The organism is Saccharopolyspora shandongensis (assembly GCF_900106995.1).
Classification (GTDB): Bacteria; Actinomycetota; Actinomycetes; order Mycobacteriales; family Pseudonocardiaceae; genus Saccharopolyspora; species Saccharopolyspora shandongensis.
Genome location: NZ_FNOK01000086.1, coordinates 14,996 through 28,377, shown reverse-complemented (window position 1 = coordinate 28,377; position 13,382 = coordinate 14,996). Strand labels below are relative to the sequence as shown.

At 64.5% G+C, this 13,382-nt stretch carries 9 protein-coding genes and 1 CRISPR repeat array; all 9 genes read left to right on the top strand.

Going from position 1 to position 13,382, the window contains the following annotated elements; all coding sequences use genetic code 11:
- A partial coding sequence (locus BLW84_RS43345) for a transposase (RefSeq protein ID WP_143061329.1) occupies positions 1 to 351 on the top strand: 351 nt, incomplete at its 5' end.
- Positions 352 to 548: 197 nt separating this feature from the next.
- A complete protein-coding gene (locus tag BLW84_RS43340; protein WP_093278206.1) occupies positions 549 to 2,609 on the top strand; it encodes a CRISPR-associated helicase/endonuclease Cas3 in 2,061 nt (686 codons plus the stop codon).
- A gap of 1,676 nt (positions 2,610 to 4,285) precedes the next feature.
- Positions 4,286 to 6,901 (top strand): CRISPR-associated helicase Cas3', encoded by a 2,616-nt coding sequence (gene cas3, locus BLW84_RS43335; RefSeq protein WP_218157729.1) that lies wholly within the window; start codon positions 4,286 to 4,288, stop codon positions 6,899 to 6,901.
- A gap of 219 nt (positions 6,902 to 7,120) precedes the next feature.
- The gene (gene cas5c / locus BLW84_RS43330) at positions 7,121 to 7,795 is read left to right on the top strand and encodes a type I-C CRISPR-associated protein Cas5c (protein ID WP_093278202.1); all 675 of its coding nucleotides are present in this window, start codon (positions 7,121 to 7,123) and stop codon (positions 7,793 to 7,795) included.
- Positions 7,795 to 9,615: a type I-C CRISPR-associated protein Cas8c/Csd1 gene (cas8c, locus tag BLW84_RS43325; protein WP_093278200.1), complete on the top strand. Its 1,821-nt coding sequence runs from the start codon at positions 7,795 to 7,797 to the stop codon at positions 9,613 to 9,615. Before cas5c ends, cas8c begins: the two co-directional genes overlap by 1 nt.
- 22 nt (positions 9,616 to 9,637) lie before the next feature.
- Positions 9,638 to 10,555: a type I-C CRISPR-associated protein Cas7/Csd2 gene (cas7c, locus tag BLW84_RS43320; RefSeq protein ID WP_093278198.1), complete on the top strand. Its 918-nt coding sequence runs from the start codon at positions 9,638 to 9,640 to the stop codon at positions 10,553 to 10,555.
- A 46-nt stretch (positions 10,556 to 10,601) separates the two neighbouring features.
- The gene (gene cas1 / locus BLW84_RS43315) at positions 10,602 to 11,594 is read left to right on the top strand and encodes a CRISPR-associated endonuclease Cas1 (protein ID WP_093278196.1); all 993 of its coding nucleotides are present in this window, start codon (positions 10,602 to 10,604) and stop codon (positions 11,592 to 11,594) included.
- Position 11,595: 1 nt separating this feature from the next.
- A complete protein-coding gene (cas2, locus tag BLW84_RS43310; RefSeq protein WP_093278194.1) occupies positions 11,596 to 11,886 on the top strand; it encodes a CRISPR-associated endonuclease Cas2 in 291 nt (96 codons plus the stop codon).
- 130 nt (positions 11,887 to 12,016) lie between these two features.
- Positions 12,017 to 12,741: a CRISPR direct-repeat array (repeat unit 37 nt; unit sequence GTGGCACCGGCCCACCAGGGCCGGTGAGGATCGCAAC).
- Positions 12,742 to 13,008: 267 nt separating this feature from the next.
- Positions 13,009 to 13,173, top strand: a complete 165-nt coding sequence (locus tag BLW84_RS48160; RefSeq protein WP_177227024.1) for a hypothetical protein — start codon at positions 13,009 to 13,011, stop codon at positions 13,171 to 13,173.
- The last annotated feature ends 209 nt before the right edge of the window (positions 13,174 to 13,382 follow it).

The following is a 13,382-nucleotide window of genomic DNA, read 5'->3' as shown; positions in this document are numbered from 1 at the left end:
CATGACAGCACCCAGCTGATCCCGCTTGTCGAAGCCCTGCCCACGATCCGCGGCAAACGCGGACGGCCCTGGCAGCGGCCGCGCTGGCTCTACGGCGACCGCGGCTACGACTACGACCACCACCGGAAAGCCCTGCGTGATCGGGGAATCGTCCCGCGTATCGCCCGCAAGAACACCGACCACGGCTCCGGACTCGGCACCGTCCGGTGGGTCGTAGAACGCACTTTCGCCTGGCTGCACCAGTTCAAACGACTCCGCACCCGCTACGAACGACGAGCCGACATCCATCTCGGACTCCTCCAACTCGGATGCGTCCTGATCTGCTACCGCCAACTACCAACGTCATTCTGAAACGAGCTGTTAGGACGTGATTGGCTTGTGATCGACGCGCCGGTGGTTTGGTTCGGGACGTCGTGGTGTGTCGGGTAACGCTTGGGGTTCTGAACCTCTGGTTTGACGCGGTATTCGCTCACTCGTGGTGGTGTGTCGGTGACGTTGGATACGGTCTCCGGCGACCGCGGCCACCACGTTATTTCTGGGGTGTTCAGATGTGGGCTCATAGCCGGAATGGCGATGACCGGCGTCATTTGCTTTCGGATCATGCTCGTTCGACCGCGGCTCTGGCGCGACGTTTCGCTGCTGAGTTCGGGGCGGGGGAGCTCGGGTTCGCTTTGGGGCTGTTCCATGACGCGGGCAAGGCGAGCTTGTGCTGGCAGGAGAACTTGCTCCGGGCCGAGAGCACTGATACTCGGGTGGGCGTTCCTCATAAGGAGTTCGGCGCTCGGTGGCTGGAGGACGTGGCGGGTGTGGGCTCGTTGGCGATCCTCGGGCATCACGGTGGGTTGACCTCGAAGTCAGACTTGTGGTCGTTGATAGCGACGAGTGAGGACCTGGAAAGTAGCGTGCAGCAGGCTTTTCTGCGTGAGGTACCCGAGGCGGCAGACATTCTTACCCGGCCTCGTGGTGGGCTGCTTCCTGCAGCGTGGACGCGGGACAGGTTGACGGCTGAGCTGGGGGTGCGGCTGGCGTTTTCGGCGTTGGTCGATGCGGATCACCTGGACACCGCTGCGCATTTCGACGGCCGAGATAGGTCGCGGGTTCGTGCGGATGCAGATATGACTGGGTTGCGTGCGCGGTTCGAGCAGCAGCGGCGGCGCATGCTGGATGGCCGTGAGGGTGGCGGCTGGATCGATGGTGTCCGTGAGCAGGTGTATCAGACGGCGATCGGGCATGCCTCAGGGAAACCAGGTGTGTACCGGATGCCGGCGCCGACTGGGGTGGGTAAGACGCTGAGCGCGGCGGGTTTCGGGCTGCATCACGCCGCTGTGCACGGCAAGCGGCGCGTGATCGTCGCGGTGCCGTTCATCACGGTTACTGAGCAGAACGCCCAGGTCTACCGGGACATGCTTGGTGCGGAGAATGTCCTGGAGCACCACTCGGCGGTCACGCCGCCTGCGTCGGGACCGGACGGGCGTCGGTGGCGGGCGGCGGCGGAGAACTGGGACAGCCCGTTCGTGGTCACGACGACGGTGCAGTTGTTCGATTCGTTGTTCGGGCGCAAGCCGTCGCAGATGCGCAAGGTGCATCGCTTGGCCAACGCGGTGGTGATTCTGGATGAGGTGCAGGCATTACCGCTGCGGGTGCTGGTGCCGATTCTGGACGCCTTGCGGGGGCTCTCAGATCGGTTCGGGACGACGGTGCTGCTGACTTCGGCGACGCAGCCGTCGTTCGAGCACTTGCGGGTGTGGGAAGACCTCGAGATGACCGAGGTCGTTGACGACCCGATCACGCTTTTCCGGCGGATGCGGCGGGTTGAGTACGAGTGGTGGCTGGATCCCCAGCCGACGTTGGGTGAGGTCGCGACGGCTGCTGCCGAGCACGAGCAGGTTCTGCTCGTGGTGAACACGATCGCGGATGCGCGAGCCGTCTATCGGCAGTGGGCGGCGCAGGCCCCGGAGATCACGTGGCATTTGTCGACGCGCATGTGTGCGGCGCACCGCCGCGCGGTGCTGGCCGAGGTCCGTGCTCGGTTGAAGGAGGGTCGTGCTGTTCGGCTGGTGTCGACGCAGCTCATCGAAGCGGGCGTGGACGTGGACTTCCCGGCGGTGTACCGGGCGATGGCGCCGGCGGAGAGCTTGCAGCAGGCCGCCGGCCGGGCCAACAGGGAAGGCAGCCGTCCCGGAATGGGCAAGGTAGTGGTTTTCGACGCCTGTGATATGTCCACGCCGCCCGCCGGCTACCGCATCGGAATCGGGGCAACACGTTCCCATTTTGGGCCGCGTCGGGGCGGGGGTGTGGTGGATCCGGACGACTTGCCGACGTTGTCGGCGTACTACCGCACGCTGTATCAGCGCTCCAATACCGACAACGGTGAACGCGCGATGAAGATCCAGCGCAACAGGGAGAAGTTCGACTTCGAGGCCGTCACGGACGGCCCGGAGCGTTCCTACGACGGCGGCCTGGCACAGCGGGATCGGTCGTTGGCGTTCCGGATGCTGGATGACGACACGGTCCCCGCCGTGGCCACCGGCTACGACCCGCGTGCCGAGGAGATCCTCGAGCAGTTGCGGGCGGTCAACGATGATGAGCTTCTCGGGGCACTGCGGTAATGCGCACGAGCTCGCAGTTCCGAACAGTTCCTTGATCACGCGTTCCCTGAACGGCACGTGCGAGATCCTAGAAGGTGCGCCGGCTCGCGCACGTAGGCGGTACCAGGTGGACGAAGGGACCGGACGGCCGGGCCAACCTATCGGCTACTTGAAACGCCGTCTCCTCATGACAGCGCCGGTTCCACGAACGTGCGCTGCAAGTCCAGTACCGGATTCCACAGCGCAAGACCGCGCAACTCCTCCTCCAGTACGGCAGTGACACGTTGTTGCGTCTGCGCCTCTTACTCAGGAACAGGAAGCCGTCCTCGGCCGCCGTACGTCTCCGTCCTGAGGTCGCCACCAGCGCTAGCTCCTGGTCTGCACGCCTGACCGTCACCCACGTCAATCCTGATGACGAGCCTTCGCTGTTTGGCAGTGGATGTACCGCCGTGCACCCGCGGAAGTTGCGATCCTCGCCAGCCCGTCCGGGCCGGCGCCACGTGTGCCTGATCTGCTTCATTGGCGCGTGCATCGTCGTGTTGCGATCCTCGCCAGCCCTTCTGGGCTGGCGCCACGTGGAAGACGTCGCGGGCCTCGGCGTTGAACTTGCCGACGTTGCGATCCTCGCCAGCCTTTCCGGGCTGGCGCCACTTCTGACCGAGGGGTCTGCCCGATTCTCCGGACAGGGTTGCGATCCTCGCCAGCCCTTCCGGGCTGGCGCCACATCGTTACGTGCCGCAGGCCCCCGCCAGGTGTCCAGCTGTTGCGATTCTCGCCAGCCCTTTCGAGCTGGCGCCACCGGACATCGTCGGGGTTGGCAACGTCGCCGGGCATGTTGCGATCCTCGCCAGCTCTTTCGGGCTGGCGCCACCCGCGCGACGCACGTCTTCGGCGTAACGATCGGCCTGGTTGCGATCCTCGCCGGCCCTTTCGGGCTGGCGCCACCTCGGTGTGCGCCCCCTTTCTCCAGGTGTATTCACGGTTGCGATCCTCGCCAGCCCTTTCGGGCTGACGCCACCGACGTCCCCGGTCCGCTGGCCGTAGTGATCGCGCAGGTTGCGATCCTCGCCAGCCCTTTCGGGCTCGCCACGCAGATCCGCCGGCTTGGGGGTGGCCTCGGCGGGGTCGTTGCGATCCTGGTCAGCTCTTTCGGGCTGGCGGCACCGTCGCGGTGCCGGATGTAGACGGTCTTGGCGTTGTGGTTGCGATCCTCGCCAGCCCGTTCGGGCTGGCGCCACCCTGGTTGAGCAGGGCTTCTGGCGAGTATTTCAGGTGAGCTTAATTGATTTTGATGATGCTGGGGACTCGTCGTTGAGCGGTATCCCTGGCCAGCCTCATATGTTGTCATTGGTCCTGGTTGATCAGGTTTGAGGGCCGGGGGACGCATGCGAGGCGAGACGGACCATCGGGTTGTTGGTGGTGCAGTGTGGAATGAACTGTCGGGTTCAGCTGGTGCTGTGGTTCAAGCAGGCACCATCGTTGGTGATGTGCACTTCCAAACATCTCGTAGCTTGCCGGTTCCGCGGCAGTTGCCGCCCGTGCTGGGTGGGTTCGTGGGGCGGAGTGAGCAGCTCGCGGCGCTGGATGCTGGGTTGTCCGCGAGTTCTAGCGCGTCGTTGGTAGGACCGTCGATCACGCTGCTGTGTGGAACTGCAGGTGTAGGTAAGACGGCGCTTGCGGTTCATTGGGCGCATCGGGTGAGTGCAGAGTTCCCGGACGGTCAGCTTTACGTCGATTTGCGCGGTTACGGTCCCGGTCGTCCGGTGGATCCTGGTGAGGTGTTGGCTGGGTTCTTGCGTGCTTTCGGGGTTTCGGCGGCGGAGGTGCCGGACGATCTGGCTGAGCGGGCGGCGCTGTATCGGAGCCTTCTAGCTGAGCGGCGGGTTCTTGTGGTGTTGGACAATGCGTGTGCCGAGAACCAGGTGCGTCCGTTGCTGCCCGGTTCGTCGTCTTGTCAGGTGTTGGTCACGAGTCGTCGTGTGCTGTCTGGGCTGGTCGTGGGGGAGGGCGCCGGTCTTGTCGGCGTCGATCTCTTGGACTTTCCCGACGCTTCTCAAGGTGCTTTGGACGTTGTTGTGGCTCACAGCCGCAACGAGGCAGGGGATTGGCATGCGTTGGGGGAGCATGCTCGGTCGACGGGGGCATTGGCAGCGGGGTTCGCCGAGCCGTGGGGTGCCTCGCAGTTGGCCTGGGCGTTGGGGCTTTTTCATGATGCGGGCAAGGTGTATCCGCAGTGGCAGCGTCGGCTGCGGGAGGTCGAGGGCACTGGGCGCTCGGTCGGTCGGCATGAGGACCTCGGGACGCGGTTGTTGAAGGATGCGGCAGGCGCGGCCGCCATGGCGGTGTTGGGACATCACCGCGGTCTGGACAGTGTCAAGGCGCTGAAGAAGGTTCTGCGTGCCCCGGCGAGGCCGGACGAAGCTGCGGCAGCGAAGCGGTTCTTTGCCGAGGTTCCGGAGGCGCGTGCCGTGCTGGAGGGCGGGTCGTTGATCCCGCCCACATGGACGGACGATCCGTTGCTGTTCGAGATGGGTCTGCGCATGACCTTCTCGGCGTTGGTGGACGCCGATCGCTTGGACACCGCCGCACACAAGGCCGGCACGAAGCCGCTCGGCGAGTCCCCGGTCGACATGGCAGCATTGGTCGACCGTTTCGAGGCTGGCCGCAAGGACCTGTTGAAGGACCGCGATCCAGCGCCGATGGATGCGGTGCGCCAGGAGGTGTACGAGGCCGCTGTCGCGGGCGCACAGAGGCGCCCGGATCTGTATCGGCTCGCAGCACCGACGGGATCGGGCAAGACGCTGGCGCAAGGCGGGTTCGCGCTGCATCACGCCGCGCGCTGGGGGAAGCGCCGGATTGTGGTGGCGATGCCCTTGGTGACAGTCACCGAACAGAACGCACAGGTCTACCGGGGGCTCCTGGACGATGAGGAGCCGGTTGTTCTGGAACATCACTCGCAGGTCCAGGTCGATGAGTCGGAGGACGCCGACCGGGCGGAGTGGGCGCGACTGGCAGCGGAGAACTGGGACGCGCCGTTTGTGCTGACCACGACGGTACAGCTATTCGAGACGCTCTTGGGACGCAGTCCTTCGCAGGTGAGGAAGTTGCATCGGTTGGCCAACTCGGTGCTCGTCCTCGACGAGGTCCAGGCGTTGCCTCCGCGGTTGCTGCTGCCGATCCTGGACGGGCTTCGGCTGTTGGTGCAGCACTTCGGCACCACGGTGTTGCTGACGTCGGCGACGCAGCCGGCATTTGAGACCCTGTCTGTGTGGCGGAACCTGGGACTGGAGCCGAAGAACCTGGTCGCAGACGTTTCCGGGCTCTTCGAGCGCGCTCGGCGCGTGGTTTACGAATGGCGGCTGGATCCCCAACCGACACTGGCCGAGGTCGCCTCCGAGGTCGGTGAGCTGGATCAATGCCTGGTCATCGTCAACAGCACCAAGGACGCGCGGCGGCTGTACCGGGCGTTGCGTGACAAGCGCCAGGACGTGTGGCACTTGTCGAGCCGGATGTATCCGCGGCACCGCGCTCGTGTGTTGGACGAAGTCACCTCTCGGCTGAAGGATGGGCTGCCGGTGTTGCTGGTGGCAACGCAGCTCATGGAGGCCGGCGTGGACATCAGCTTCCCAGTTGTGTGGCGGGCGATGGCGCCGGCGGACTCCTTGCAGCAGTCGGCCGGCCGTGCCGGGCGGCACGGTGGACCAGGATCGGGTCGTGTCGTCGTGTTCGACCCGGCGGATGGGCACGCGCCACCCGAGTACACGACCCGGATTGCGATCACTCGTTCCTACTTCGGTCCGGGGCTGGCGGACCCGGACGACACGACCGCGCTCAGCGCCTACTACGAGGAGCTGTATCGCACACTCGGGCTGGACAGGACGAACATCCGCAATGCACGAGCCCTCAACGCCGGGCAAACCATCCAGCAAAACCGCCAGCGCCTGGATTTCCGTGCTGTTGTTGAAGGCCCGGCGAAGGATGTGGGCCACCGTGACGGCAATCCTGATCACACCAAGGCGTTCCGGATGATCGAGCAGAACACCGTGCCAGTCGTCATCGTCGATGCGACCGACAGTGCTGCTGATGAGGTCCGTGCCAAGCTGAAGCAGCTCGAGGATCGCGATGCTTCTCCAGCGGACGTCATGCGCTGGTTGCAGGGATGGATCGTGACACTGCCTATCTGGACCGTGAAGACGGAGTCGGCTCGGGAACGTCTGCAGCGACTCGGCGGCGACCTCCACCTGTGGCTGGGCCCGTACGATCCTGCGGTCGGTGTTGACGACGACCCTGTTGTTAACGACACGACCGGGTAACCGGCGACTATCGAAAGCCCTCAGGCAGCGTCACCCGCGATTGCCTGTTCGCTTCCGTCTGGCCGATGGTTAGTTGCTCCCGTGCGCGCGTGCGTGGCATGTCCAGAGCGTGTCGCTGCACGCTGAGGACCGGCTTTCGTCCGAGTACTGTGGTGCTTTTGGGTGAAGGTCGCTGAAAGTTCCCCAGGAACGACAGGTAGCACAAGATCATCCTCTTTGATGACAACGACAACAAGTCCGGATGCCCGACGGAATGGGCCAACGCCGGTCGTAGTTGAGGTTTGGGGCGACGGTGCGCTGTTCACGAACCCTGCCCTGAAGACCGAGCGGGTGACCTACCCCGTAATGACCCCGTCAGCGGCGGTCGGTGTCCTGGAATCGATCTTCTGGAAACCTGAGATACGCTGGAGAATCGAGTACATCGAGGTACTCAAACCCATCCAGCAGTTCACTCTGCGCCGCAACGAAACAACGGACTTGGTGTCATTGGTCGACGCAGCACGTGGGCAGCGCCGCGTCGACACCGTTGAGAACAGAGTCCAGCGCAATGCTGTGTGCCTACGCGACGTGCGCTACCGGATCCACGCCCAGGTCGAGTTGAACCCGCGGGCGACCAAGCCCGCGGCCGCCTACCGTGACCAGTTCAGGCGGCGGGTGGAATCCGGACGATGCTTCGCCCAGCCCTATCTGGGTACACGTGAGTTCACTGCCTACTTCAGCACTCCCACCGACCACGAGCCGTTGCCGTTCTCTTCATACCTGGGCTGGATGTTGCACACAGTGGACCACGCCACAACCCCGCCCTCGTTCACTTGGTTCGAAGCCGAGCTCCGCAACGGTGTCCTGGAAGTACCGGAGGTCGGCGTTTCTGAACTTGGCGAGGTAACGAGCTGATGCTGCTCAACCGGCTTGCCGACTACGCCGACACACACTGCGACACCAGTCGTCCGTTCCATAGTGTGTACGAGTTCCACTGGCAGCTGGACATCCGCACCCGCAACGCGGAGTTCGTGGAGGCCAGGTTGACCCCGTTGGCCGATGAGTCCGGCAACGGGCGCGGTATCCCACACGAGGTGCCCGCGATCGTCCGCACTTCCGGTGTTGAGCCATTCCTGGTGGCAGATGATGTCCAGTACGTCCTAGGATGGTCCGGCCAGGGTAAAGACGACAAGCGAGCCCGTGAATGCCACAAGGCTTTCCTCGAGATCGTCCAGCAGTGGGCAGACAGCCCAGAAGGCACCGGTGACGAGATCGCCCACGCCATTGCGCAGTTCTATCGCTCGGGCGGTCCCAGTAAACTGAGCAAGCCAGAAGAGGTCACGGCTAAGCAGCGTGTCCTCATCGCGGTGAACGGGCAGCCGGCATACGAGGCGTCGTCGGTGGTGCCGTTCTGGATTGCGGAAGTCATCCGCCGCAAGGGAACCGGAAAGAGCGGGCTGTGCCTGGTTTGTGGAGAGACCGAGCCGTTGTTGAAGACAATGCCGGTCTTCTTGCCAGCGAAGCTTGTGCCGGGCGCGGATTCTCGCGGTGCTGCCCTGGTGAGTATCAATAACCCCGTCTTCGGCTACGACCTCACTGAACAGCTTGTTCACGTCCCGATCTGCGTCTACTGCTGCAATGCCGTCCCCGTAGGGCTGATCGAGGTACTGGACAGCGGCCATATCCTCACGCACTCCGGGCAGGACAGCCGAACAACATGGTGGCTGGTCAACCCCGGCATCGACATCCACGCCGATCACTTGGACGAACCTGATGCCGACACCATCACCACACGTCTCCACAGCGTCTGGAACACCGACGAGTCAGACCTCGAAGAGCATCTCGACGACGAGTCACTCGGTCTGTTCTGCTCGATCTCCGTCGGCGGAAATCGCTCACGTGTCATGGTCCAAGACTGGATCGAAATGCCGTTGGCCCGCTTGGAACGCAACATCCGACACTGGTTCCGTGACCACGAGATCCAGCCGCAGTGGCCGGACGGAAAGCGAGTCCACGGCATCACATCCTTTGCCAAGGTATTTGGGCGGTGGGACTCACAACGGCAACGCTACGCTCCGTTTGACGCGCGCAACGCCGACCGCCCACGCTATGTAGCTCGTGCGTTGCAGCGCAGTGCCTTCCGCAAAGCCCCTCTTGCGCCAGCCCTGCGAGCGCACCTCGTCCACCGGATCTGCCGAGACGGGCATGTCGATGACTGCCGAGCAGCTTTGATCCGGCTTGCTCTCAACCGCAACGCATCCCGCGAGGAGACCAGTCCCGTGTCACCAGGACTCGACCACACTTACCAGGAACCCGCCTACCTCGCCGGCCGCCTGTTCGCAGTCCTTGCACAGCTCCAGCAGGCCGCCAACACAGATCTCAACAAGAAAGCCGGCACCAACGAGGAACGTCCCCGGCTGAACACCACTTACGCGGACCGGTTCTTCGCTGGAGCGGCCCGCAACCCTCGCGCCGCTCTGGTCAGCGGACGCCTAGATGCGAAAGCGTGGTTCAGCAAACTCCGTCGGGGTGGACACCACGGATTGGCTGCTCACTTCGAGAACCAGCTCACCGCCATCTACGCCATGCTCGAAGCAACAGACGGCGTGCCCTCGACCAACAATCTGCGCCAACAGGAGCAGTTCATCCTCGGCTATCACCACCAACGAGCCGACCGCTCCAACAAGAACCCTCCGGCCGAGCCAGGGGAAACGACCAGCACACAACCCGCCTGACCAGGGAAAGAGACACAACCGCATGACCAGCGAAACCACACCCCACCTCAACCCCGCCGTGCGGCACGACATCGTGTTCCTCTTCGACGTTACCGATGGCAATCCCAACGGTGATCCCGACGCCGGTAACAGACCCCGCACCGACGACGAATCTGGCCACGGCCTTGTCACAGACGTTGCGGTCAAACGCAAAATCCGTGACACGCTGCCCCTAGCAGCAGGAGAGGACACGGAACGCTACGGGATCTTCGTCGAAGCCGGACACGCACTGAACACACGACTGGAAGAGGCCTACCAAGTCCACGGCTGGCAACTCGAAGAAACCGGCAGCAAACGACGGCGGACGATCACCAAGGAGCAGGCCGAGCAAGCTCGCTCATGGCTGTGCCACCGCTACGCCGACATCCGCCTCTTCGGGGCCGTCCTGTCCGTCGGCAAAACCAACGCCCTCGGCCAGATCCGAGGCCCGCTCCAAGTCACCATGGCACGCAGCGTCGACCCGATCTTCCCCATGGACCACGCCATCACCCGCGTGACCCAAACCCGCCAGGAGGACATCGACAAAGGCGAAAGCACCGAAATGGGCAGCAAATGGACCGTCCCCTATGGTCTCTACCGCGCCGAACTGTCCTACTCGGCAGTGCGGGGAACGAAAACCGGAGTCGACACACGCGACTTCGAACTGCTCTACCAGACCCTCGAGATGATGTTCGACCACGACCGCACCGCTACGCGCGGCGCCATGACCGCCCGCGGCCTGTACGTCTTCAGTCACAACAACGCCTTCGGCAACGCCCCGGCCCACAAACTCACCGAACGCATCCATATCGCCCGCGCGACCGACAGCAGCGAACCACCACGTAGCTTCAGCGACTACACCGTCGCAGCCCACGACGAAGACCTCCCCAACGGCGTCGCGCTCTCTAAGCTCATCGCATAATTAGAAGAGGGTGTAGCCGCCCAGGTGTGATTCTGCTGAGCGCGTCATGTTCTGTACGCCAGGCACCAGCCTGCATCTGGAAGGCGACACGGTGCGGATCTACCATCCGGAGCGTCCGGGGCGCAACATCCTGCCCCTGGTCCGCATCGAGCAACTGGTGGTGTGGAAGGGCGTTGACGTCAGCAACGAGTTGCTGCTGCGCTGCGCCGAAGACGCACGCGGGGTTACGTGGCTGTCCCGCAACGGGCGGTTCCTTGGCCGTATGGGAGGAGCACAAACGGGTAGCCCACTGCTACGTCTGGAACAGGTCCGCGCCTACGACGACCCGCAGAGGCGGCTGACGATCGCAAAGTCGGTGGTAGCGGGCAAGATGCAGAACTACCGGCAGCTGCTGCTGCGGATCGCACGAGACGCAGAAGAAAAACGCCGGAAAGACATCCGTGCCGTTGCCGAGGGCCATGGTGAGGCGCTGACCGCCGTGGCCACGTGCACGTCGCTGACCGAACTACTCGGCATCGAAGGCAACGCGGCACGCGGCTATTTCCAGGCGATGCCGCTATTGGCGCGCGGTGTCGCCGCGGGGCGTTCGCGACGTCCGCCGGAAGATCCGTTCAACTGCGTGCTCTCCTTCTGCTACGGCATGCTGCGCGTGGCCGTCGTTGGCGCGCTCGAACACCTCGGCCTCGACCCCTTCATCGGTTACCTGCACGGCGTGCGCCCCGGCAAGCCCTCCTTGGCGTTGGACTTGATGGAAGAATTACGGCCGCTGCTGGTGGACCGGCTGGTGTTGACGCTGTTCAACCGCAAGCGCATCACCGACACCCACACCAGACGTGATCCCGCCGGGGGAGTCGCGCTCACCGAGCAGGGCCGCGCGTTCGTGCTTGGCGAGTGGTCCCGAGCCCGAGAACGACTGTGGAAACACAACGGCCTGCAACGAGACATCCCGGCCGCGCTGCTGCCGATGGTGCAGGCACGTCTGTTCGCCCGTCACCTGCGCGGCGACCAGGCCGCCTACACCCCCTGGGTGGCGAGCTGACATGGAAATACTCATCACCTACGACGTCGACACCACCACCCCAGCCGGAACGCGCCGGCTGCGCCGCGTCGCCAAAATCTGCGAAGCCTACGGGCTCCGCGTGCAGAAGTCAGTGTTCGAGATCGTATGCACGCAGGTCGACTGGATGCTCATGCAGCGACGCCTCCTCGACGCCATCGACGCCGACCACGACAGCATCCGCGTCTACAAACTCCACACAGGGGCATTCAGCAACGCCGAGCACCTCGGTCACTCACCACCCGCACCCCACGACACGCCCCTCATTTTCTGATGACCAAGCCGCTTCAGAACACCAAGCGTCCTACGACACGCGGGAGGTCACCGAAGCGAATCCCGGGCGTATCCACATCGGATGAGCAACATCGAACAACTAAAGAAGAACACGCACCTGCTCACGCAGGGTGGCACCGGCCCACCAGGGCCGGTGAGGATCGCAACGCCGACCGCAGCGGCAGCGTCAGCACCTGCTCGACGGTGGCACCGGCCCACCAGGGCCGGTGAGGATCGCAACGAGATGTATCAGCAGCGCAAGCATGTCTCGGCAGAAGGTGGCACCGGCCCACCAGGGCCGGTGAGGATCGCAACACCCACAAAAGACCCATTGCACGTGACCGAGCTGGGTGGCACCGGCCCACCAGGGCCGGTGAGGATCGCAACCGACTACGGGACAGGTGTGTCCCGAGACAGGAGCACGTGGCACCGGCCCACCAGGGCCGGTGAGGATCGCAACTCGGTCTCCCCGCCGTCACGGAGGAAGCAGATCCGTGTGGCACCGGCCCACCAGGGCCGGTGAGGATCGCAACCTCGCCGAAGCCCGCGCAGCTGTCCTCGACCCGATCAGTGGCACCGGCCCACCAGGGCCGGTGAGGATCGCAACGAGCAGTACCGGCAGTGGTGCGAGGACGTCGACCTCGTGGCACCGGCCCGCCAGGGCCGGTGAGGATCGCAACCGACATCAAGTGGGTGACCAAGTGGCTCGACGAGCAGGTGGCACCGGCTCGCCAGGGCCGGTGAGGATCGCAACCTCGTCAGGGGGCCGGAGATGATCGCAACCGGAAAACGCCCATGTCGTTGTTGGCCACTACAGCCGTGGCACCGGCTCGCCAGGGCCGGTGAGGATCGCAACCTTGTGCCAGAGCATTTGCTCCTCCCACGGGCCGAGGGATGGCACCGACTCGCCAGAGCTGGTGAGAAGCTGATCGACCTCGGCCGCAGCTACACCCGGCGCTGTAAGTACAGCGGCCCGCCCTGACTAAACCGGACGCCGGGGTGCGGGCTAGATCGTGCCGGGCTCGCCTTCGGGGACCAGGACGGGTAGCTCCGGCTGGTCCAGTGCGAACAACCGGATCCGCAAGCGGCGCATAACTTCGGAGAGCACGGATATCTCGTCGCCATGCTGCTGGCGATACACCGCCACGACGTCGTGCGCATCCTGGCAGAGCTCCTGCCAGGCACCAACGTCGGCGTTGTCCAGCAGTCGGTCGAGGTGGCCAGCGATCGCAGCGGGAACGATGCCGATCTCGGAGGCTGGGCGGGACGAGCGGAGGGGCCGCGGTAGCGCTCGGCCGGTGGTCGCAGGCGCGCGACCTCCCGTGCGTCCGCGTCCACGGCCAGCAGCTCCTGCGCCCGTGCGGCCCGAAGTCGGGCTGTGACGTTGCTGGCCGTCCACCGTGCGCGCAGGCTTTCGGGCGGCGCTGCCGGGTAGCGCGCGGCGTGGACGAGCGCCAAGGCCACCAATATGACCAGCGTGGCCGGCACCGCGAGATC

Excerpts from the sequence above, each read along its gene's own strand:
- BLW84_RS43340 (WP_093278206.1), top strand. The coding sequence starts at position 549 with ATGTGGGCTCATAGCCGGAATGGCGATGACCGGCGTCATTTGCTTTCG.
- cas5c (WP_093278202.1), top strand. The coding sequence starts at position 7,121 with ATGACAACGACAACAAGTCCGGATGCCCGACGGAATGGGCCAACGCCG.
- cas8c (WP_093278200.1), top strand. The coding sequence starts at position 7,795 with ATGCTGCTCAACCGGCTTGCCGACTACGCCGACACACACTGCGACACC.
- cas7c (WP_093278198.1), top strand. The coding sequence starts at position 9,638 with ATGACCAGCGAAACCACACCCCACCTCAACCCCGCCGTGCGGCACGAC.
- cas1 (WP_093278196.1), top strand. The coding sequence starts at position 10,602 with ATGTTCTGTACGCCAGGCACCAGCCTGCATCTGGAAGGCGACACGGTG.
- cas2 (WP_093278194.1), top strand. The coding sequence starts at position 11,596 with ATGGAAATACTCATCACCTACGACGTCGACACCACCACCCCAGCCGGA.
- BLW84_RS48160 (WP_177227024.1), top strand. The coding sequence starts at position 13,009 with ATGCTGCTGGCGATACACCGCCACGACGTCGTGCGCATCCTGGCAGAG.